Raw genomic sequence first — 21,722 nt, 5'->3', positions numbered from 1 at the left:
GATTTAGCCGCAAAGCGGTCCACTGCCGCCGATGCTGATCGGCGGCGGGTACGCAAGGGAACGAACGAACATGGCAACTATTACTCGCCGCCGCGTCATCCAGATGGCCGGCGGCTTTGCGCTTACGGGCGTGGCCGGGCGCTGGCTGGCAGTGCCCGAAGCCCTGGCCGGGGCCCAAGACGCCTCCGCCAATGAAGTGAGCGAGTTTCTCGACGTCTCGCGCCGGCTGATTGCGCGCGACGAGCTCGACGAAAACCTCGCAAGCGCCTTGGTGCATGCCTCCAAACTCGCCCTGGAGGATTTTACCGAGCACCTGACGCGCCTAAAAAACCTGCTCGATGAGCAGCCGGCGCTGCTTCAGGCCTCGCGCCTCGATTTTGGCGAAGAGTACGCGGTGGAAGAGGCCACGGCCCGTTACATGCTCAGCGGCTGGTACACCGGCGTAGTCGGTACCGGCGAGCAGACGGTCTACGTCACCTACCTCAACTCGCTCTCCAACCAGATTGTCGCCGACAAGCTGGTGCCTTCGAGTTTCTCCTACGGCCCCTGCGGCAGCTGGCATCGAGCCCCTTAAAGAAGGTTTTTTCAAAGGCAGAGCTTTCCAAAGAGAACGCTTGCCAAAAACCAGGGCTTTCTAAAAACCAAAGCTTTCCAAAGACCGTAGCTTTTTGAAGAGAATAAGTGATCCCCATGAGTAACGATAAAGTTGCCGACGTCGTCGTGGTCGGTGCGGGCATTTGTGGTTCCTTGCTGGCCACGCGGCTGGCCCGGGCCGGGCGCTCCGTGCTGCTGCTGGAATCCGGCCCCCGCAAGGGCCGCGGCGAGCTGGTGCAGAACTACCGCGAGTCCGCCTTCAAGTCCGATTACATGGCGCCGTACCCCTATTCGGAGATGGCCCCGCACCCGCGCTTTTCGCCCACGGCCAACGAATACCTGGACCAGGCCGGGCCGCACCCCTACAACGCCCAGTACATTCGCATGCTGGGCGGCACCTCCTGGCACTGGGCGGCGCAGATGTGGCGCTTCGTGCCCAACGATTTTCGTACCCAAAGCCTTTACGGGGTCGGCGTGGATTGGCCGATCGGCTACGACGATCTCGAGGACTACTACTACCAGGTGGAAGTGATCACCGGTACCGGCGGCGAGCCGGATAACGGCTCGCCGCGGGCCAAGCCCTACCCCATGGAGCGCGTGCCGGCCTCTTACTTGCAGCAGCGGGTCACCGAGCGGCTGGCGCCGGATTATCGCGTCATCGACGACTCCACCGCGCGCAACAGCCGCAACTTCGACGGCCGCCCGGCGTGCTGCGGCAACAACAACTGCATGCCGATCTGCCCGATCGACGCCCAGTATCACGGTGGCATCGCCGCCCAGGAAGCCGAGCGGGAAGGGGTCGAGATCATCACCGAGGCGGTGGTCTACAACCTCGAGCACGATAGCGAAGGCCGGATCAGCGCCGTGCACTATTACGATTGGGAAAAGGTGAGCCACAAGGTCACCGCCCAGACCGTGGTGCTGGCCGCCAACGCCATCGAGACGCCCAAGCTGCTGTTGATGTCGTCAAGCGACACGTTCGAAAGCGGCATCGCCAACGTGCGTGACAACGTCGGGCGTAATCTTTGCGACCACCCGGCGATTGGCATCAACTTCGATGTCGACGAGCCGATCTGGCCCGGCCGCGGCCCGGTCAGCCCGTGCTCTATCGGTGACTTCCGCGACGGCGATTTCCGCTCGGAGTACGCGCCGTTTCGTATCGATATCTCCAACGGCTCCAAGGTCGATACGGTCACCAAGGAGCTGCTCGCCGAGGGCTACCACGGCCGTGAGCTGCAGGAGCAGGTGCGCTACCGCGCCGCCCGCCGGTTGGGGATCAAAAACGCCATGGAACAGCTGCCGGACCCGAACAACCGCGTCACCCTGAGTGACAAGCGCGACGCCCTGGGCCTGCCCACGCCGCGCATGCACTGGAGCATCGGCGAGTACGAGCAGCGCGGCACCGAAGTGACCCGCGAGCACTACGACCGCATCGCCGAAATGCTGGGGGGCACCAACATCAAGCACAGCCGCAGCGGCGCGTTCTCCAACCGCCAGCACATCACCGGCACGCTCTCCATGGGCAATGACCCGGCCACCAGCGTGACCGACCAGTGGGGTCGCGCCCACGATCATGAAAACCTCTTCATGGTCGGCACCGGCGTGATGCCCACGGTGGGTACCTGCAACGTCACCCTGACCGCGGCGGCGCTGGCGCTACGCACGGCGGACCGCATTCTGGAGGAGACCCAGCATGGATAATCGCCTCAAGGCAGGGCTTTTGTTGGCCGCAAGCGGCTTTGCGAGTGTCGCCATGGCCCAGACGGATGAGCCGAGCCGCGAGCTGATCCAGCGCGGCGAAGCGGTGGCCATCGCCGGTGACTGCGCCGCTTGCCACTCGGAGCCGGGCCGGCCGGCGTTTAGCGGCGGCCACCCCATCGAGAGCCCGCTGGGTACTATCTTCACCACCAATATCACGCCGTCGGATGCGGGCATCGGTGGCTATTCCCTCGACGAGTTTTCCCGTGCGATGCGCGAAGGCGTGCGCGCCGATGGCGGGCACCTCTACCCGGCGATGCCTTACACCGCCTACGCCAAGCTCACCGATGACGACATCGAGGCGCTCTACGCCTACTTCATGCACGACGTAGCGCCCTCCGATGACGTTGCGCCGGAAACCGAACTGCCGTTCCCGTTCAACCTGCGTTTCTCCATGGCGGCCTGGAACGTGCTGTTTCTGGACAGCGGCCCCTTCGAGCCCGACCCGGAGCGCTCCGAGCAGTGGAACCGCGGCGCCTATCTCGTTGAAGGCGCCACCCACTGCGGCACCTGCCATACGCCGCGTAATTTGCTGATGGCCGAGAAGTCCGGCCAGGCGCTCAGCGGCGGCTCGTTGGGTACCTGGTACGCGCCGGATATCACCGATGATCCGGAAAGCGGCATTGGCGGTTGGAGTCGCAGCCAGCTGGTCGACTACCTGCGCACCGGCCACGCCGACAACGGCGCCACCGCCGCCGGCCCGATGCTCGAGGCGATCGACCTGAGCTTCTCGCGCATGCCGGAGGACGACATCGAAGCGATCGCGGTCTACCTGTTGCCGGAAGGCGAGAGCGAAGAAGCCAGTGCGCAGGCCGGGGTAGCGGATGAAGAGGGCAGCGACAACGCTGACTTTTCTAACATCGGCCAGCTCATGGATGACGATACCCCGGCCGCCCTTGCGGATATCGGCCCTGGCGAGCGCATCTACCGCGACCAGTGCGCGGCCTGCCACGCCCCCAATGGCAGCGGCTTGAACGGTTTGCCCCCACTGGCCGGTCACCCGGTGCTCGACAAACCCAACGCGGATAACGTCGCCATGGTGATTCTCGAGGGTGTCTGGCCGGAACACCGCCAGGGCATGCTCGGTTTCGCCGACGAGCTCGACGATGGGCAGGTGGCCGAGGTCACCAACTACCTGATGAGCGAGTTCGGCGAAAGCGACGTCACCATGGAAACGGCGCGGGTGTCCGAGCTGCGCGCCGGTGGGGCGGACTCGGACCTGCTGCTGCTGGCCCGGGCGGGCATGGTAGCGGCGGGCGTTGCGATCATCGCGCTGCTGGGCTTTTTGCTCTGGCGCCGGCGCCGCCATTGAGCCGCCGGGCCCTTTTAAAAGCCTGAACCAATAACCCCGCTCCACGAAGCGGGGTTTTTTTATGCCCGCCCGTCAGGCCCTTACCCAAGCCCCTTTGGTGCGCTAGCGCACAGACGGACGTTTGCCATCTACCTATGTTCAGATAGCGCCTTATTGGCCTACGCCGTGGAGCCGTGGCGCCCAGGTAACGTTCATGCTCCCTCTGTTTTTACGGCGTCATCTTCATCCTTCAAAAGCCCTGCCCTGGCACTCCCAGGCGCCCGTTCGAGAAGAGCTTTTCAGCGTCGAACGCCTCGAGCAACACGCCATGAGCCTGGCCGCCGCGCAGTCGATTTCGTCTACTCCGCCTGGTGTGCCCACCTTGCAATCGCGCTTGCGCGATAACGCGGCCGCGCTTTTCAGCGCCTATCGCAGTAGCTCCGCCTCGCTCGCCAGCGGCCAGGACATCATGCCCGCCGCCGCCTGGCTGCTGGATAACTATCACCTCGTCGAAGCGCAGATACGCGAGGTGCGCGCTGATCTTCCGCCGGGGTATTACCGCCAGCTCCCCAAGCTCGCCGAAGGCCCGTTTGCGGGCTACCCGCGGGTGTTTGGCCTGACCTGGGCGTACGTGGCGCACACCGATAGCTACTTCGACCCGAACGTGCTAATGAGCTTTTTGGCGGCCTACCAGCGCGTGCAGCCCCTGACCATTGGCGAGCTGTGGGCGGTCGCGATCACGCTGCGCATCGTCTTGATCGAGAACCTGCGTCGACTGGCGGTGCAAATCACCCAGGAGCAGAAGGCGCGCAGCGAAGCGGATGAGTTGGCGCGGCGGCTGTCGGTCAGAAACGATACGGCGATGCCGGGCACCGATGAAGTACCGCTGGCTAGCGGGCCATTGTCCGAGGCGTTTACCGCCCAGCTGGCCAAGCGCCTGCGCGACCAGGACCCACGCACCATGCCGCTTCTGGGGTGGCTCGAAACCCGGCTGGCAAGCCAGGGCGACGCCGTCGAGGAAGTAGTGCACCGCGTGCAGCAGCGCCAGGGGGCGGCCAACGTCTCGATGCGCAATATCATCAACAGCATGCGCCTGATCTCGAGCATCGACTGGCCGGATATCGTCGAAAGTGCCAGCCTGGTGGATGCCAAACTCAGCGCGCAAAGCGGCTTTGCCGCCATGGACTTCGCCACCCGCAACCGCTACCGCACCGCGATCGAACGGCTTTCACGGGGGGCCGGGTGTAGCGAGCTAGAGGCCGCCGAGCAGGCGCTCGACGCGGCGCAGCGCGCAAGCAAGGGCATCGATGACCCGGTCGAGGCGGCGCGCCTGGGCGACCCGGGCTATTACCTGATTGGCGATGGCGTCCAGACACTCGAGCACACCCTGGGTTACCGCGTACCGCCAGGGCGGCGGTTGGGGCGCCGGCTGCGCCAATGCGGTATAGCCGGGTATTTGGGAGGGGTGGGGCTATTATCGCTTTGCCTGTTGGGGCTTGCGCTTTGGGTCGTGGCCGCCACGCACCCTGGCGGGCAAACGGGGGAGGTCGCAGCGCTGCTGATGCTTCTAGCGCTGTTGGGTTGGCTACCCGCCACGGAAGTGGCCATGGCGCTCGTTAATCTCATGATCACCCGAGGCCTTGGGCCCGTGGCGCTGCCGAGTCTGGACCTGAGCGCTGGCGTACCGTCTTCGCTTTGCACCCTGGTGGCGGTGCCTACGCTTTTGACCAGCGCAAGCGAGCTCGAAGAACAGATCGAGCAGCTGGAAGTACACCACCTGGCGAGCGGCGGCGGGGCGCTTTTTTATGCGCTGCTGCTCGACGGTGTCGATGCCCATCATCAGGTGCTCGAAAGTGATGCGCCGCTTTTGGCCGGCGCCAGGGCGGCCATCGCGCGCCTGAATCAGCGCCACGGCGCTGTTGAAAACGAGCAAAGCGAGCGCTTTTTGCTGCTTTATCGCGGCCGGACGTTCAACGCCGCAGAGCAGCGCTTCATGGGGTGGGAGCGCAAGCGCGGCAAGCTTTGTGAACTCAACCGCTGGTTGCGCGGCGAGGCGAACACCGCCTTTATCGATGCCCCGGCACCGCCGCGGGACGTGCGCTACGTGATCACCCTGGACGGCGACACGCGCCTACCCCGGGACGCCGCCACGCGTCTGATCGCCAAGATGGCACACCCGCTCAATCGTCCGCGCTTTAGCGCCGAGTGCCAGCGTGTGGTCGCGGGCTACGCCATTTTGCAGCCGCGCAGCACCCCAGCGCTTCCCACCGGCCTCGAGGGCTCGCATTTTCAGCGCCTGTTTTCGGCTCCCGGCGGCATCGACCCCTACGCCGGCGCGGTCTCCGATGTGTATCAGGACCTGTTCGCCGAAGGCTCTTTCGCCGGCAAGGGGATTTACGACGTCGATGCGTTCATGGCCGCCATGGCCGGGCGCGTGCCGGATAACACGCTGCTGAGTCACGACCTGTTCGAAGGCCTCTTCGCCCGGGCGGGGCTGGTCTCGGACATCGAAGTGATGGAGGATTTTCCCGCCCGGTTTGATGTGGCCGCCAAACGCCAGCACCGCTGGACACGGGGCGACTGGCAGCTGATTCCCTGGATTCTGGGCAGGCCCAGGGGCGCGCTCAGCGCGCAGAAGCAAGCGCCTTCGCTGCTCGGGCGCTGGAAAATGCTCGATAACCTGCGCCGCTCACTTTTGATACCGGCCACCTTCGCAAGCCTGGCGGTGTGCTGGTGGCTGCCGCTGCCCGCGGCGGCACTGGGCACGCTACTGCTGCTTTTGGTGATTGCCACGCCACCGCTGCTGCCATTTTTGGCCGCGATCGTACCCGCCCGGCCAGGTCTCGAGCTTCGCCCGCATTTTGCCCGGGTTGGTTTGCTGGCAAGGATAGCGCTGTTACAGACGCTCACCCTGTTCACCTTTTTGCCCGACCAGGCCGCGCGCATGATGGATGCCATTCTGCGCACGCTTTATCGCCTTGGGGTTAGCCGTCGCCACCTGCTCGAGTGGACGACGGCGGCGCAAAGCTCGAAAGGCCCTCAATTGACGCCGCTGGGCTTTTATCGCGCCATGGCCGCCGGGCTTGCGGCGGGTATCGGCGTCGCGGCGGCGGCACTCATCCATGATATCGATGTGTGGCCGCTCGTCGTCCCCATCGCGCTTTTATGGCTCGGCGCGCCGCTGTTGGCAAGCCTGCTAAGCCGCCCGCTGACGGCCAGGCTGCAGCGGCCTATCAATCAGGCGCAGAGCAGCGAACTTCGCCTGATCGCCCGTCGCACCTGGCGGTTTTTCGAAACTTTCGTCACCGCCCAGAGCCACTTTCTTCCTCCGGATAACTTTCAGGAAGACCCCCAGCCGGTGGTGGCCCACCGCACCTCGCCCACCAATATCGGGCTCTATCTGCTCTCGACCGTTGCCGCCAGAGACTTCGGGTGGGCGGGAACGCTTGCCACCATCGAGCGTCTCGAACAGACACTCGAGGCGATGCAAACACTCGAGCGCTATAAAGGCCATTTCTACAACTGGTACGCCACCCAGGATGTGCGCCCGCTCGAGCCGGTGTATATCTCCTCGGTAGACAGCGGCAACCTGGCGGGTCATCTCATCGCGATGGCCAACGCCTGTGAGATGTGGCGCGATCTCGAGCCGCTGGCGGATCTTCGCCCGGGCCTCCAGGATACCCTCCAGCTCGCTCGCCGCTCGCTCGACGTTGTCGATGGCGCCTTCCGCGCGCCGATCACCCCGCGCCTTGATGACGTCGAAGCGGCCTTTGCAAGCCCCGATGGTGCGCTGGATTTACCCGCCATTGCGCGCCTGACCGAGGCGCTGACCCAAACGGCGCAGGAGAACCTTTCGAGCGCCACCGATGCACCCCGCCAGGAGGCGCTTTTTTGGATCAATGCGCTTGGCCAAACGGTTGCTTGTCACCTGCGCGACCGGCAAGCACTCGATCATGCGGATACGCAAGGCCGGTTGGACGCGCTGGCGCTGGGGGCGCGCAGCATGGCGCTGGCGATGGATTTTCGTTTCCTGCTCGACCCGGAACGCCAGCTCTTGTCGATTGGTTTCGATGTGGCCCAGGGGCGGCTGGATACCAGCTGCTATGACCTGCTCGCCTCGGAGGCGCGGCTTGCAAGCCTGCTGGCCGTGGCGAAAGGCGATGCGCCGACCCGCCACTGGTTTCGCCTGGGCCGAACCGCCACCCCGGTAGGCAGCGCCTCGGCGCTGATCTCTTGGTCCGGGTCGATGTTCGAATACCTGATGCCCTCGCTTGTGATGCGCGCCCCGGATGGTAGCCTGCTCGAGCAGACCACGCGCTCGGTGGTCAAACGCCAACGGGCTTACGGGCTGTCGCTCGGCGTGCCCTGGGGGCTTTCCGAGTCCGCGTATAACGCCCGGGATCTTGAGTTCACCTACCAGTACTCCAACTTCGGCGTGCCCGGGCTTGGCCTCAAGCGCTGGCTCTCGGCGGATATCGTCATCGCCCCTTACGCCACGGGCCTTGCCGCCATGGTCGAGCCGCTGGCGGCGTATCAAAACTACATGCGCCTGGCCGAGATGGGCGCGCTCGGGCGTTTTGGCTTTTACGAGGCGCTGGACTTTACCCCGACACGGCTGCCGGAAGGCGAAAAGGTCGCTCTCGTACGTAGCTTCATGGCCCACCACCAGGGGATGACCATCGTGTCGCTGGCCAACGCGGCCCACGACGGCTTGATGCGCGCGCGCTTTCACCGCGAACCGATCATCAAGGCCTGCGAGCTGCTGCTTCAGGAGCGGATCTCGCATACCATCGCGATCGCCTACCCCCAGGCGGAGGAGGTCAAGGCCGGGGCGCTGGCGCTGCCCGGCGACGCCCCTACGGTTCGCCGGTTTACGCCCGTGGTGGGGGCGGCGCCGGTTACCCACCTGCTGTCGAACGGCCGCTACGCGGTGATGCTCACCGCCACCGGCGGCGGCTACAGCCGCTGGCAGGGCGTGGCGATCACTCGCTGGCGCGCCGATCCTACCTGCGACCCCTGGGGAAGTTTCATATTCCTGCGCGACTGCGCAAGCGGCGCGGGCTGGTACGCCTCGGGCCGTGCGCTGCAGGATGCCAACGCGACGCCGCAAGCCCCCGCCGAGGTGATCTTCGCCGAGGATTACGCAAGCTACACGCGCCGCCAGGACGATCTCACCAGCCGGCTCGAGGTGCTCGTTTCGAGCGAAGACGATGGCGAGGTGCGGCGCGTATCGCTCACCAACGCGGGCCCCAGGGCGCGCGAGATCGATATCACCAGCTACGCCGAACTGGTGCTGACCACCCCGGCCACGGACAACGCCCACCCGGTGTTTGCCAAGCTGTTCGTGGTCACCGAGTACCTTGCCGAGTTCGGGGCGCTGATCGCCACGCGGCGAAAACGTACGCCGGACGAGCCCACGGTGTGGGCGGCGCATTTCGCCGTCACCCAGGGGGCCACCGAAGGCCCGGCACAGTTTGAAACCGACCGAGCGCGGTTCATCGGCCGCGGCCAGTCGCTTGCCACCGCCCAGGGGCTGGCCAAAGGGCAGGCGCTATCGAACAGCGTCGGCACGGTGCTCGACCCGATCTTTTCGCTACGCCGCCGGGTGCGCGTGCCCCCGGGCAAGAGCGCCCAGGTGGCTTTCTGGACCGTGGTGGCGTCCTCGCGAGAGGCGCTGATCGACCTGATCGACAAGCACCACGACTACAGCGCCTTCGAACGCGCGGGAACGCTTGCCTGGACCCAGGCCCAGGTGCAACTGCGCCATCTCGATGTGCAGACCGGCGAGGCGGCGGACTTCCAACGCCTGGCGGCGCCGCTTTTATACCCCGACCCGCTTTTTAGGGCGTCGCCGTCAATGATCGAGCGCGGCGCCGGGGCGCAGTCGGGGCTTTGGCCCTATGCGATCTCTGGTGACCTGCCGATCGTGCTGCTGCGCATCGATTCTATCGACGATTTGCCGCTGGTGCGCCAGTTGCTGCGCGCCCATGAATACTGGCAGATGAAACGCCTCGGTGTAGATCTGGTGATTATCAACGAGCGGGGCGCCTCCTACGTTCAGGATCTACAAATCGCCATCGAGACGGCGGTGCTGAGCAGCCAGGCGCGCCCGGGGCCGCGAGCCGCCTTCGTTCAGGGCGCAGTGACCACGCTGCGCGCGGACCTGGTGAGCAGTGAGGGCCAGGCGCTGCTGCGCTCGGTGGCTAGTGTTGTGCTGCTGGCCCACCGTGGGCCGCTGGCAAGCCAGCTTGCGCATATTGCCGCGGCCCAGCCAGGCACTGCGCCACCGGCCAGGTACCTCGATAAGGTGCGCGCACCGGGAGAAGACGCCCTCGAGGAGCCGACGCTGCCAACGCTTGAGTTCTTCAATGGCCTGGGCGGGTTCGACCGCGAGGGCCGCGAGTACGTCACGTTACTCAGCGAAGGCCGCACCACGCCGGCGCCCTGGATCAACGTCATCGCCAACGACGGCTTCGGCTTTCAGGTCTCCGCTGAGGGCAGCGGTTATATCTGGGCGGACAACAGCCGCGATAATCAGTTAACGTCCTGGTCCAATGACCCGGTGGTCGACCCGCCGGGGGATACTTTCTACCTTCGCGACGAGCAGAGCGGGGCGCTTTGGACGCCCACCGCGCTGCCCATTCGCGGCAGCGGGCGCTATACGGCCCGCCACGGCTTTGGCTATAGCCGCTTCGAGCACCAGGCTCACGGTATCGCCTCGACGCTTGTGCACTTCACCCCACTTGCCGCGCCGGTGCGTATTTCGCGCCTGACGCTTGAAAACCGCACGAGCCGGCCCCGGCGGTTATCGGTTACGGCCTATGTGGAGTGGGTGCTGGGCACGACACGTAGCGCAAGCGCCCCGTTCGTCGTCACTCGGCGCGACCCGGCAAGCGGCGCGCTGCTGGCAAGCAACCCCTGGAGCAACGACTTCCCCGGTAGGGTCGCCTTTGCCGACCTTGGCGGGCGCCAAAGTAGCTGGACCGCGGACCGCCGGGAGTTTTTGGGCGTAGGCGGAAACCTGGCGGCCCCGGCTGCTTTGACCGGCCAGGCGCCGCTTTCCGGAGCCCTCGGGGCCGGGCTCGACCCTTGCGCGGCGCTGCAGTGCGTGTTGGAGATTGCCCCGGGTGAATCCGTCGAGGTGATCGCGCTGGTGGGCCAGTGCCCCTCGAGCGACGAGGTCAGTGAACTCATCGAGCGCTATCGCGGCGCGGACCTGGACGCGGAGCTTTTGGCGATCGAGGCGCACTGGCAGGCGCGGCTGGGGGCGGTTCAAGTCAAAACCCCGGACCGCGCCATGGATATCATGCTCAACGGCTGGCTTTTGTATCAAACGCTTGCGTGTCGCATCACGGCCCGCTCGGCGTTTTACCAGGCAAGCGGCGCGTTTGGGTTTCGCGATCAGTTGCAGGACGGTATGTCGCTGAGTTTGGCCGCCCCGGACATCACCCGGGCGCATCTGCTCGAGGCGGCATTGAAACAGTTCGTGGAAGGGGACGTTCAGCACTGGTGGCTGCCCCGAGGCGGCCAAGGCGTTCGCACGCGGATTTCCGACGACCGGGTGTGGCTCGCCTACGCCTGCGCCACTTACATCGAGACCGCCGGCGACGCGGCCATTCTTGACGAGTGTGTCGGCTTTTTGGAGGGCCCACCGCTGGCGCCCCAGGAGCATGACGCCTTTTACCAACCCCATATCGCCGATGAAACCGGCACGCTGTTCGAGCACTGCGCCCGCGGGCTCGACCAAAGCATTGCCTTGACCGGTGAAAACGGCCTGCCGCTAATGGGCGGCGGTGACTGGAACGACGGCATGAACCGCGTGGGCATCGAAGGCCAGGGCGAGAGCGTTTGGCTTGGCTGGCTGTTGCTGCGTACGCTCAGCCTGTTTACTCCCTTCGCCGAGCAGTACGACCCGGCCCGCGCTGGCCGTTGGCAAGCCCACGCCCAGGCACTCAAGCACGCCCTGGACACCACTGCCTGGGATGGCCAGTGGTACCGGCGCGCCCGCTATGACAACGGCCACTGGCTGGGCGCTGAAGGCGACGACGAGTGCCGCATCGACGCCATCGCGCAAACCTGGGCGGTATTGTCCGGCGGCGCCGACCCGAAAAAAGCCGCCATCGCCCTGGCGTCCTACAAACGCGAACTCATACGTGAAGAGGCCGGGCTTTCGCTGCTGTTCTGGCCGCCTTTCGATAAAACGCCCCATGATCCGGGCTACATTCGCGGCTACCCCCCGGGGCTTCGCGAGAACGGCGGCCAGTATACCCATGCCGCCATGTGGGGCATTCTCGCCTTTACCGAGCAAGGGCTGGGCGACGAGGCCGCGGCGCTTTTCAATCTGTTGAACCCGATCAACCATGCGCTCACCCTGGACGCCGCGGCGCGTTATCGCGTCGAGCCCTACGTGGTGGCGGCGGATGTCTACTCGGTGGGGCCTAATGAAGGGCGCGGCGGCTGGACCTGGTATACCGGTTCTGCCGGCTGGATGTATCGCGCCGGGGTCGAGGGCATACTCGGGCTTCGCCGCCGGGGGCAAAGCCTGGTGCTCAAACCCTGTATACCCGCGCACTGGCAAGGTTTTGAGATCACCGTGAACGTCGACGCCACTCATTACGCTATTCGGGTCGAGGCGGGCGGCGCCGGCTCGAGTAGCCTGAAGGCCCGCCTGGATGGCGAAACACACGCCAGTGTGGCAGGGGAGGTGGTCCTGGCGCTCGACGGGGGGCAGCACCAGCTAACGCTTACGTTACCCGGCGCGGATGCGCCGCCACCCTCAAAAGGCGCTTGAAGGAGGCGCGTGGCCTCAAAAGAGCGCGAGCAACCGGGCGTACTCGTTTTTGACGAGCGCGTAGCACTCGCAAACCCGGGCCTCCAGGCCCGGCCGGTCGAGGACGAGGATACGTCCCCGGTGGTAGGCGATCAGCCCGGCTTTTTGCAGCTTGCCCGCGGATTCGGTGACCCCTTCGCGACGAACGCCGAGCAGGTTAGCGATCAGCTCCTGGGTCATGATCAACTCATGGCCTGGTAGGCGGTCAAGACTCAGCAAAAGCCAGCGGCAGAGCTGCTGGTCGACGCAGTGGTGGCGGTTACACACTGCGATTTGCGACATTTGCGTCATCAGTGCCTGGGTGTAGCGAAGCAGTACGCGCTGCAGCGTGCCGCCCCGGCCAAATGCCTCGACCAGCCTTTCACCTCTCAACCTATAAGCGCGTCCCGCGCTTTGAACGACCGCCCGGTTAGTGGTGATTCCATCGCCCATGAAAAGCGCAATGCCGACCACGCCCTCGCGGCCCACCCCGGCGATTTCGGTCGAGGCGCCGTCTTCCATCACGCCAAGCAGGGACACACTGGCGTCGATGGGAAAGTAGGCGTACGCCATCGGCTGGCCTGGTTCGTAGAGCGGCTGACCAGGCCCCAGCGAGACCTCCTCCAGGCTTGGGAGCAGACGATAAAGCTCATCCTGGGCCATCAAGCCAAGCAAACGGTTCTCGATAAGATGCGCCTTGCGCATTCAACCCCCTGGGCCTGCACCGCTGCCCAAGGCAGCCAAAGGTGCTCATAGGCGTTTGTTTACAGTTTGTGTCATTTTTTTATATTTTGTATACACTGGGCAACGAGACACGTAGAAGTATAAAAGGCTTATTCAATCAATCGGCATGTTTTCGAGTTGACCGGCAGATTAAACACTATAGGGATGACGCCCTACTCGCGTACCGGGTATTTCGGACGGCGCTGAAGCCATGATGTTTCGAAAAAGGCGAGGGCAGTAAAAGCAACGCCCGGCGGGCGTACAGCGGTGGTCAAGAAGATGCAGCCGGACAATCTTACTCATGGAGAAAGGGGTCATGCTGAACGGTGAGTGCAATGACGATGACGTGGACACGGGCAAAAGCGAGATAGCCGTGAGCGAGCAGCGGGAGAAGGCGGATACCGCGCTACACGCCGAGAAAGAGTGGGCCTACATTACGCTCAATTCGATTTGCGATGCGGTGTTGACCACGGATACCCACAGTCGCGTTACCTACCTCAATAAAATGGCCGAAGAGCTCACCGGGTGGACGCGAGCAGAGGCGTTTGGCAACCCGCTCGAACGGGTGCTCCCATTGGTCGATAACCAGACCCACGCCAGCGTGCTCAACCCCGCAGGGCGGGCCATGGCCGAAAACCGGCCCATAGAACTCTCCCTCGACGCCGTTTTGACGCGTCGCGATGGCAGCCAGCTGGAAATAGAGGACTCCGCCGCACCGGTTCATAACCGCCATGGCGAGGTCGTCGGCGCGGTGGTGATTTTTCACGATGCCTGCCAATCGCTGACGCGTTCTGCCCGGTTTGCCTACCAGGCGCAGCACGACCCGCTCACCGGGCTGCCCAACCGCTTTTTGTTTGCCGAGCGCCTGTCGCGTGCCATGAGCCTGGCCCGGCGCTGTCAGCAGCCGTTGGCGCTTTTGTATCTGGATATCGACCACTTCAAAGCGATCAACGACACCTTTGGTCACGCGCTGGGAGACCGCTATTTGCAGGTCGTGGCCGAGCGGCTCAAGGCCTGCTTACGCACCACGGATACCATCTGCCGTCAGGGCGGCGATGAATTCGTCGTGCTGTTGAGCGAAATCGACGACGCCTCTAGCGCGCTGGGCGTGGGCGATAAAATTCTGGCAGCGCTCGCCAAACCCTGCCAGCTCGAAGGCCACGAGCACGCGATCAGCGTCAGCATCGGGGTGAGTCTTTACCCGGACCATGCGCAGAGCGAAAGCGAGCTCCTCCATCTTGCCGATATGGCGATGTACGCCGTCAAGCAAAGCGGACGCCACCAGTGCCAGCTTTATCACGCCGATATGCAGCAAGCGGCGGGCAACTTTCTTCAAGAGGCCGAAGGTGTGAAAAGGCGCTTGTGAGCTCTGACAGTCAATTCAAAGCGCGTTGAACGCCACCACCACCGCGCCGAACACCGCGACGCCGGCCGCCACCGGCCAGCCCAGCGAGCGTAGCCGCCGCCACACCAGCAACGTCGTGAGCAGCCCAAGGGCGGTGCCCAGCCAGGAAACGGCGCTGGGGTTGACCGGTATGATCGACACCCCAAGGACCGCGGCGATCATCAGCGGCCCCAGAATAGCCAGCCACTCCGGCATCGCCGCGGGCCCTTCGCTTTGATCCAGGCGGCGCTGCATCCATAGAAACGGTATCACGCGAATCAAAAGCGTCCCGAGTGCCGAGAGCACGACGGCGATCCAAAGTTCCACGCTCATGGGCGCCCCCTATAAGAAAAGCGCACCGCGTAATAGCAAAGCGCCCCGCAGGCCGCCGCCAGCGGAATGGCCACGTTGCTCGCGCCGGTTAAAGCGAGGACCATGGCCGCTGTGATGGTAGTGCCAAGTGCCAGCGACCAGCGTAGATCGATAAAGCGCGGCGCGGTCATGGTCAAGAACAAGGCGGGCAGCGCGAAGGGCATGATGTCGCCGAGTAGCGGCCAGTAGCCGGTCACTGCTTCACCGCCTACCGCGCCCACCACCGTGCCCAACACCCACATCGCCCAGGCCATCAGCGCAGCCCCTAAAAACCAGCCAAAACGGTCGGGCGTTGCGATTCCGGGCAGCTTTGTCAGCGCCAGCCCGAAGACCTGATCGGTCAGCCCGTGCATTAGCCAGGGCCAGTGGCGGCTACGCGGTAAAAGCGCCGCCAGGTTGGGGCCGTACACTACGTGGCGCACGTTGATCAAAAGGGTCAGTAGCACCACCAGCCAGAGGGGCGCCCCGGCCGCGACCATGCCCACGAACAGAAACTGGGACGCGCCGGCGTAGATCAGCACCGAAATCGCCGCGGCCTCCCAGGTCGTGAACCCGGCCTGAGAAGCCACCAGGCCGAAGGATAGCGACACCGGCACGTAGCCGCCCAGCAAGGGCATACCGTCGAGTACGCCTTGCCTTGCGGCGCGCCACAAAGAGTGGGGGCGCGCGGGGTGATCGGTTGACTGGCGCATAAAGCGGGGCCTTTAGTGATACGTAATGGTAATGAACAACGAAGCACTATCGCGCTGGGTGCGGTAGAGGTGCGGTCGGTCGGCGTCGATGCTCAGGGTGTCGCCGGGTAACAGCCGAGTCAGCGCGCCGTCTTCACCGGCTTCGAGCTGGCCGCTAATCAGCATCAGCGTCTCCCGGGCACCCGGCGTATGAGCGTCGGCGCGGCGCTCGGTATAGGGGGCGCAGCGCATCCAGTAGGCATCGGTCGGGGGCGGGCCACTGCTTTGCTCGATAAGCTGTACCTCGACGCCGCCATCGCCAAGCGCTTCGTTGACCGGGGCTATGAGTGTCCCGAACGGTACGTCGAGCTGCACCGCTATCCGCCAGATCGTATCCAGTGTCGGGTTGCCGATGCCCTGTTCGAGCCGGCTAAGGTTGGACTTCGCCATACCCGCCGCGCTTGCCAGCTGACTAAGCGAGTGCCCCCGTGCCTGGCGAAGGCGCTGTAGATGCTCTCCCAGTACCCGCAGAGCGTTTTCGTTCATAGGGGTTAAGCTCCGGGCGTGTCATACGATGGTCGAAGCGTTCTTATACCAAGCGTTCCATATATGGAACGTTTTAACCAAAGAACGCCGAGTCGTCAACCCGGCGTTCAAGAAGCGATGGGATAAACCCGGAGAGCTAGGTGTTTTTCCTGCGTGCCCGGCAGGCGGCGGCGGTAAACAGCACGTCGGTGGAGGAGTTCAGCGCGGTTTCGGTGGCATCCTGTACCACGCTGATGACAAAGCCGATGGCGACCGCCTGCATGGCCACTTCCGTGGGAATACCGAACAGGCTGGCGGCCATGGGAATCAGCATCAAGGAGCCGCCCGCCACGCCGGAAACCCCACAGGCCGCCAGCGCCGATACGATGCACAGCAGAAGCGCCGTGGGGAAGTCGACGCTGATACCCAGCGTATGGGTCGTGGCCAGGGTAATCACGGTAATGGTGATCGCCGCGCCGCACATGTTGATGGTGGCGCCCAGCGGGATCGAAATGGAGTAGGTGTCGGCGTCCAGCTCCAGGCGGCGGCAAAGCTCCAGGTTGACCGGGATGTTGGCAGCGGAGCTGCGCGTGAAGAACGCGGTGATGGCGCTACCACGAAGGCACGCCCATACCAGCGGGTAGGGGTTTTGCCGGGTCACGAAGTAAACCAACAGCGGGTTGCTGATCAGCGCGACGACGGCCATACAGCCCACGATGACCGCCAACAGCTGGGCGTAGTTGAGAAGCGCCTCCACGCCGGACTGCGCAATCGTGCCTGCCACCAACCCGAAAATCCCCAGCGGGGCCAAACGAATCACCAGGGTGACCAGCCGGGTGACCGCCGTGGAAAGGTCGGCAAGCGCTTGGCGGGTGCCGTCGCTTGCCTGGCGCAGTGCCAAGCCCAGTGCGATGGCCCAGACCAGAATGGCGATAAAGTTGGCCTCCATCAGGGCGCTGACCGGGTTGGCCACCGCGTTGAGCAGCAAGTCGCGCAGCACGCTGAGAATATCGCCAGGCGGTGTCCCGTCGGCCTGGGGCGTATCGAGCGCGATTTCGGTCGGCAACATGAAGCTGGCGGCCACGGCGATCAGCGCCGCGATCAACGTACCGGCCACATAAAGCCCCAGTACCGAGCGGATCTGGGTGGGCCGGCCCCGTTGGTGCGCGGCAATCGCCGCCATGACCAGCACGAAGACCAGAATGGGCGCGACCGCTTGCAGCGCACTAATGAATAGCTGGCCGAGCAGGGCAACGCGGGCCGCCCCCGCCGGGGCCCAAAGGGCGAGCAGCACCCCGGCCACGATGCCAATGAGAATTTGGGAAATAAGGCCCAGCCGTAGAAGAGGCCGAAACACCGTTTGGGCAGTCGCAATCATTGCAGAGCTCATGGTCAATCACTGGAAATGGCGCCGAAGCGAGTCGCTCGCGCCCGCGAGAAGCGAAGCATTCTAGCAGTTGAGGCGTGAGCGAGGGGGCTCATGATAAAAAACGTTACGGTGTACGCCGGGCGGCGGTATACGGGGAAAAAGCAGGCAAGCTCGTGTACGTGAACGTTACAACGCAAAACGGCTTGCTTTCATCAGGAAAGCAAGCCGTTTTGGAATACGCTCGTTCGGTCTAGTCGATAGAGAAGAGCGCCTTACACCAGCGCAGCGGCCGATTCGGTTTTGGCTGTTTTAGCGGTTTGAGTCGCTTTTTTAGCAGCGCGCTCGCCGACTTTCTGGGCGTGGGCCGTAGCGCTCATCGCATCGACCATGGCAAAGCCCTTGTCGGTGAGTTCGATGACGTCCGGCGAAGAGCCCCATTTCAGCAGCATTTCATCCAGATGACGCTCTGCGGTTTCGAAATGACCGCAATGGCTCAGCATCTTGGCAATCGTGAAATCACACTGCGGGGTGTCGTACATCTCTTCGCGTAGTTCTTGAATAGCAAGCTTCAGGCCAGCTTCCGAGATGTTTTCCAGTTTTAATCTATGCATGCCACCACTCCTTGTGAATGCGATTACTTAACTTAAGTATTTATTTATACGCGTCTTGTACCAATTCACAGTAATACACCTTTCAAGGAGAATCAATCATCAATTTCGCTGGGCGGGCAAAAAGCTGCCTGTATAAAAAAACCCCGCCGTGTAAGGCGGGGTTTTCGTTATGAAAAGCGCGGTACTAAAGCGGTATGGCAAAGGCCAGCGTCGCGAGGCTACCGGCTAAAAAAGAGGCGGCGGTTAACCAAATCAGGTCGTTCTTCCTCTCTTTTTCTCGGTTAATCCTTTGTTCGTTAAGGAATTTCTCGAGATGTTCGCGACTTCCGGGCTGTGCTCCATTGAAAAGATGTTGGCGTATCATCTTAACTCCTTGAGCGTCTATAACTTACATTATCCCCTCGAACGTGTACGGCTTTCAAAACCCGATGCTTATACAGACATTCTCTGGGTCTTGGCGAAAGTATAGACTAAGACGTACTCGCGTGGTTCATAAAACTTATACAAAAAGTTCATCTTTCCTACGGGCATTCGGTTCGAGGGGCTGGCACGTATCCTCGGTGACCGGCACGGTATAGAAGGGGTTTGATCGGGTCGAGGCGCACAAAAGACCGTTAGCTTACTATCCAACTAAAGTTGTTAGACTTTGGTCGCAAAAACGGTTAATTAACTGGACTATTGGGCGCTTGCAGTGAATAAAGGGCCCGCTACAATCAGCAACGCTATTTTAACCATCCCGTAAGGTTCGCTAAGGCGACGCGCCTTTTTGCTCACTCGACTTCAAGCGGTACTGCTCTATGCTCAGAACTGCCACCTACACGCTCTGGGGCCAGCTTTGGCACTATCACCACCAGGCCAAAAATCTTTTACTCTGCGCGCTGCCGACAAGTAGCGCGCCCGGAGCCCCTCACGGCGGTTCAGGCGCGCCCGGGCAACCCGAAGGTGGCGAACCGGACAACCAGCCGCCGCGCCCGCCCGCCTATAACAAGGCCCAAACCGTGGGGCTCGTGCTTGGGCCGCTGCTGTTCGCCTTGACGGTCATGTTCTTTCAGCCCGAGGACCTGAGCTTCGAAGCCCGCATGGTGCTGGCAACGACGCTTTGGGTTGCGGTTTGGTGGGTGACCGAAGCGATTCCGATTCCGGCGACGTCGCTGTTGCCGATCATACTGCTACCGATTACCGGCGCCCTCGATGGGGGAGCGGTCACGGCCGCCTACGGCAATCCGATCGTGTTCCTTTTCCTGGGGGGGTTCATGATCGCCCTGGCCATGGAGAAGTGGGATCTTCACAAGCGCATTGCCCTGACGATCATTTCGATTCTGGGCACCAGCATCAACAGCATCGTGTTCGGCTTCATGGCCGCAACCGGCTTTTTGTCCATGTGGGTTTCCAACACCGCCTCGGTCATGATGATGCTGCCAATCGGTACCGCGATCGTTTACCAGGTCACCCAGGAGCTCAACAAAACCGAGGGCGATCATAGCGTCGAGATCGAAAAGTTCAGCAAGGCGCTGATTTTTGGCGTGGGTTACGGCGGCACGATCGGTGGCCTGGGCACGCTGATCGGCACGCCCCCCAATATCATTTTGGCGGCGGTGGTCAGCGAGCTGTTCGGCTACGAAGTCTCCTTCGCCGGCTGGCTGATGTTTGCTTTCCCGGTGGTCGTGGTTTTGCTGGTGGTCGGCTGGCTGATGCTGACCCGGTTTATCTACCCGATGAATCTTGGTCATCTGCCCGGCGGTAAAGCGCTGATCAAAAAAGAGATGGATGCGCTGGGCCGTACCAGTTTCGAAGAGAAGGCGGTACTAGCGGTCTTTCTGATGGCCGCGTTTTTCTGGATTACCCGCTCGTTTCTCTGGCAGGGCCAGATCATCAACATCCCCGGTATCAGCGATACCATGATCGCCATTGCGGCGGCGGTTGCGCTATTTTTGATTCCCTCGCCCAACAAGGGGGGCTGCCTGCTGGATTGGGATATCGCCAAGGATGTGCCCTGGGGCATTTTGCTGCTATTCGGCGGTGGTCTGGCCATTGCCGCCGGCTTCAACTCCTCCGGGTTGGCGGCCTGGATGGGCGATCAAATGAGCGTGCTGGAAGGGGCCAACTTCCTGCTGGTCATTCTGCTCTCCACGGCCATGGTGCTCTATCTCACCGAGATTACCTCCAACACCGCCACCGCAACGATGATCCTGCCCGTGCTGGCCTCGTTGGCGCTGGCATTGAACGTACACCCGTTCGTGCTGATGGTGCCCGCGGCAATGGCGGCGAACTGCGCCTTCATGCTGCCGGTCGGTACACCGCCCAACGCAATCATCTTCGCCACTGGCAAGATCACCATCGTCGAAATGGTGCGCAACGGTTTCTGGCTCAACATCATCGCGCTCTTGTTGATCGTGGCGGCGACCTACTTCCTGCTGCCGGTTCTTTGGGGCATCGATTTGACCACCTACCCGGACGCGTTTCGTAACTAGCCGCTTGGCAACCGAGCGCTAAAAGTACGCCTATCAAAGCCCCACTTCCTGTGGGGCTTTTTTTTATGTGATGAACCTTCGAACGCCTTTCGCCATTGAACCGACGCTATTCGCTTACCCCCTATGAGCGCTAAAGTAACCCCATTTGGCTAATGTGCGCGATCCACTACGCTGTGAAGAAATTTATCGTTCAGCGCTTAGACTCAAGGAGACCAGGATGAAGCAGGACACCGATAAGCAGGCCCAAATTCGTAAGGCGCTGGGGGTTAACCCCTTTATCGACGAGGATAAGGAAATAGAGCGGCGCGTGGATTTTCTCTACCACGCGATGCGCGATGCCGGCCAGCACAGCCTGGTGCTGGGCATCAGTGGCGGAGTGGACTCCACCGTCGCCGGGCGGCTGGCCCAAATGGCGGTCGAAAAAGCGCGCAAGAAGTACCTCGACGCGCAGTTTTACGCCCTGCGTTTGCCCTATGGCGACCAGCAGGACGAGGCGGACGCTCAGCTGGCGCTCGAGTTCATCCAACCCGACCATCGGCTGACGGTGAACGTCAAACCGGCCAGCGACGCGGCCCTAAAAGAGCTTGAAGAAGCGGGGCTTGAGTTCAAGGACGCGCACCAGCGCGATTTCGTGCTGGGCAACATCAAGGCGCGCCAGCGTATGCTGGCCCAGTACGCCGTCGCCGGCACCCACGGTGGGCTGGTGGTGGGCACCGACCACGCCGCCGAGGCCGTCATGGGCTTTTTCACCAAACACGGCGACGGCGCCTGCGACGTGGTGCCGCTCGCCGGTTTGACCAAGCACCAGGTGCGCCGGATCGGCGAAAAGCTGGGCGCGCCGGACGCGCTGGTGAAAAAAGCGCCCACCGCGGACCTTGAAACGCTGAAGCCGCAGCTGGCCGACGAAGACGCCTTGGGCGTGACCTACGCCGACATCGACGCCTTTTTGGTGGGTGAGAATATCAATGAGGCGGCCCGAGCGACCATCGTGCAAACGTATGGGCGTACCGCGCACAAGCGCAACCTGCCCGTCGAGCCCTGGCTTGCCTTGAAAAGCCGCTAGCGTGGCAGGTTCCTGCGCCGTTTTGGCCAACGCCATTTTGAAGAGCGCTCTTTGGAGAATGGTCTTTAGAGAGTGCTAAGA

General features: G+C 63.0%; 14 protein-coding genes. 7 read left to right on the top strand and 7 right to left on the bottom strand.

Annotated elements, in window-relative coordinates; all coding sequences use genetic code 11:
• The first annotated feature begins 70 nt into the window (after nucleotides 1-70).
• The 4 genes from ACWHVV_RS13175 to ACWHVV_RS13160 all read left to right on the top strand — a co-directional run bounded on the left by ACWHVV_RS13175 (nucleotide 71) and on the right by ACWHVV_RS13160 (nucleotide 12,434).
• Complete coding sequence (locus tag ACWHVV_RS13175; protein WP_447926647.1) at nucleotides 71-574, top strand: sugar dehydrogenase complex small subunit; 504 nt, start codon at nucleotides 71-73, stop codon at nucleotides 572-574.
• Nucleotides 575-690: 116 nt separating this feature from the next.
• The gene (locus ACWHVV_RS13170; protein WP_447926646.1) at nucleotides 691-2,295 is read left to right on the top strand and encodes a GMC family oxidoreductase; all 1,605 of its coding nucleotides are present in this window, start codon (nucleotides 691-693) and stop codon (nucleotides 2,293-2,295) included.
• The gene (locus ACWHVV_RS13165) at nucleotides 2,288-3,664 is read left to right on the top strand and encodes a c-type cytochrome (protein WP_447926645.1); all 1,377 of its coding nucleotides are present in this window, start codon (nucleotides 2,288-2,290) and stop codon (nucleotides 3,662-3,664) included. Before ACWHVV_RS13170 ends, ACWHVV_RS13165 begins: the two co-directional genes overlap by 8 nt.
• Nucleotides 3,665-3,857: 193 nt before the next feature.
• The gene (locus ACWHVV_RS13160; RefSeq protein ID WP_447926644.1) at nucleotides 3,858-12,434 is read left to right on the top strand and encodes a GH36-type glycosyl hydrolase domain-containing protein; all 8,577 of its coding nucleotides are present in this window, start codon (nucleotides 3,858-3,860) and stop codon (nucleotides 12,432-12,434) included.
• A gap of 15 nt (nucleotides 12,435-12,449) precedes the next feature.
• On the opposite strand, the gene ACWHVV_RS13155 is transcribed toward ACWHVV_RS13160, so the two are convergent.
• Entirely contained in the window at nucleotides 12,450-13,157 is a 708-nt protein-coding gene (locus ACWHVV_RS13155) for a Crp/Fnr family transcriptional regulator (protein ID WP_447926643.1), read from the bottom strand.
• Nucleotides 13,158-13,491: 334 nt separating this feature from the next.
• Between ACWHVV_RS13155 and ACWHVV_RS13150 the strand changes: the two genes are divergently transcribed.
• Nucleotides 13,492-14,541, top strand: a complete 1,050-nt coding sequence (locus tag ACWHVV_RS13150; RefSeq protein WP_447926642.1) for a diguanylate cyclase domain-containing protein — start codon at nucleotides 13,492-13,494, stop codon at nucleotides 14,539-14,541.
• A 15-nt stretch (nucleotides 14,542-14,556) separates the two neighbouring features.
• Here the strand turns inward: ACWHVV_RS13150 and ACWHVV_RS13145 are convergent, their stop codons facing one another.
• From ACWHVV_RS13145 to ACWHVV_RS13120, 6 genes are all read right to left on the bottom strand, one after another.
• Nucleotides 14,557-14,892, bottom strand: a complete 336-nt coding sequence (locus ACWHVV_RS13145) for an AzlD domain-containing protein (protein ID WP_447926641.1) — start codon at nucleotides 14,890-14,892, stop codon at nucleotides 14,557-14,559.
• On the bottom strand, nucleotides 14,889-15,623 hold the full coding sequence (locus ACWHVV_RS13140; protein WP_447926640.1) for an AzlC family ABC transporter permease: 735 nt from the start codon (nucleotides 15,621-15,623) through the stop codon (nucleotides 14,889-14,891). The genes ACWHVV_RS13145 and ACWHVV_RS13140 overlap by 4 nt, the downstream gene beginning before the upstream one ends.
• A gap of 12 nt (nucleotides 15,624-15,635) precedes the next feature.
• Nucleotides 15,636-16,148, bottom strand: coding sequence for a helix-turn-helix domain-containing protein (locus ACWHVV_RS13135; protein ID WP_447926639.1), 513 nt, complete (start codon nucleotides 16,146-16,148; stop codon nucleotides 15,636-15,638).
• 136 nt (nucleotides 16,149-16,284) lie between these two features.
• The gene (gene sstT, locus ACWHVV_RS13130; RefSeq protein ID WP_447926638.1) at nucleotides 16,285-17,505 is read right to left on the bottom strand and encodes a serine/threonine transporter SstT; all 1,221 of its coding nucleotides are present in this window, start codon (nucleotides 17,503-17,505) and stop codon (nucleotides 16,285-16,287) included.
• A 263-nt stretch (nucleotides 17,506-17,768) separates the two neighbouring features.
• Entirely contained in the window at nucleotides 17,769-18,107 is a 339-nt protein-coding gene (locus ACWHVV_RS13125) for a hypothetical protein (protein ID WP_447893951.1), read from the bottom strand.
• A gap of 184 nt (nucleotides 18,108-18,291) precedes the next feature.
• Nucleotides 18,292-18,471, bottom strand: a complete 180-nt coding sequence (locus ACWHVV_RS13120) for a hypothetical protein (protein ID WP_447926637.1) — start codon at nucleotides 18,469-18,471, stop codon at nucleotides 18,292-18,294.
• Between the two features lie 433 nt (nucleotides 18,472-18,904).
• Between ACWHVV_RS13120 and ACWHVV_RS13115 the strand changes: the two genes are divergently transcribed.
• Nucleotides 18,905-20,578, top strand: coding sequence for an SLC13 family permease (locus ACWHVV_RS13115; protein WP_447926636.1), 1,674 nt, complete (start codon nucleotides 18,905-18,907; stop codon nucleotides 20,576-20,578).
• A 217-nt stretch (nucleotides 20,579-20,795) separates the two neighbouring features.
• On the top strand, nucleotides 20,796-21,641 hold the full coding sequence (gene nadE, locus ACWHVV_RS13110; RefSeq protein ID WP_447926635.1) for an ammonia-dependent NAD(+) synthetase: 846 nt from the start codon (nucleotides 20,796-20,798) through the stop codon (nucleotides 21,639-21,641).
• Nucleotides 21,642-21,722 lie beyond the last annotated feature (81 nt).

The sequence above is a fragment of the Vreelandella sp. EE27 genome (assembly GCF_968206495.1).
Note: the sequence above shows the minus strand (reverse complement) of the source record. Positions and strands in the feature narration are given on the sequence as shown.

What these genes read in the sequence shown, in the direction of transcription:
- ACWHVV_RS13145 (WP_447926641.1), bottom strand. Translation starts at nt 14,892, where the DNA reads ATGAGCGTGGAACTTTGGATCGCCGTCGTGCTCTCGGCACTCGGGACG.
- ACWHVV_RS13125 (WP_447893951.1), bottom strand. Translation starts at nt 18,107, where the DNA reads ATGCATAGATTAAAACTGGAAAACATCTCGGAAGCTGGCCTGAAGCTT.
- ACWHVV_RS13150 (WP_447926642.1), top strand. Translation starts at nt 13,492, where the DNA reads ATGCTGAACGGTGAGTGCAATGACGATGACGTGGACACGGGCAAAAGC.
- ACWHVV_RS13165 (WP_447926645.1), top strand. Translation starts at nt 2,288, where the DNA reads ATGGATAATCGCCTCAAGGCAGGGCTTTTGTTGGCCGCAAGCGGCTTT.
- ACWHVV_RS13155 (WP_447926643.1), bottom strand. Translation starts at nt 13,157, where the DNA reads ATGCGCAAGGCGCATCTTATCGAGAACCGTTTGCTTGGCTTGATGGCC.
- ACWHVV_RS13160 (WP_447926644.1), top strand. Translation starts at nt 3,858, where the DNA reads ATGCTCCCTCTGTTTTTACGGCGTCATCTTCATCCTTCAAAAGCCCTG.
- ACWHVV_RS13140 (WP_447926640.1), bottom strand. Translation starts at nt 15,623, where the DNA reads ATGCGCCAGTCAACCGATCACCCCGCGCGCCCCCACTCTTTGTGGCGC.
- ACWHVV_RS13175 (WP_447926647.1), top strand. Translation starts at nt 71, where the DNA reads ATGGCAACTATTACTCGCCGCCGCGTCATCCAGATGGCCGGCGGCTTT.
- ACWHVV_RS13120 (WP_447926637.1), bottom strand. Translation starts at nt 18,471, where the DNA reads ATGATACGCCAACATCTTTTCAATGGAGCACAGCCCGGAAGTCGCGAA.
- sstT (WP_447926638.1), bottom strand. Translation starts at nt 17,505, where the DNA reads ATGATTGCGACTGCCCAAACGGTGTTTCGGCCTCTTCTACGGCTGGGC.
- ACWHVV_RS13115 (WP_447926636.1), top strand. Translation starts at nt 18,905, where the DNA reads ATGCTCAGAACTGCCACCTACACGCTCTGGGGCCAGCTTTGGCACTAT.
- ACWHVV_RS13135 (WP_447926639.1), bottom strand. Translation starts at nt 16,148, where the DNA reads ATGAACGAAAACGCTCTGCGGGTACTGGGAGAGCATCTACAGCGCCTT.
- ACWHVV_RS13170 (WP_447926646.1), top strand. Translation starts at nt 691, where the DNA reads ATGAGTAACGATAAAGTTGCCGACGTCGTCGTGGTCGGTGCGGGCATT.
- nadE (WP_447926635.1), top strand. Translation starts at nt 20,796, where the DNA reads ATGAAGCAGGACACCGATAAGCAGGCCCAAATTCGTAAGGCGCTGGGG.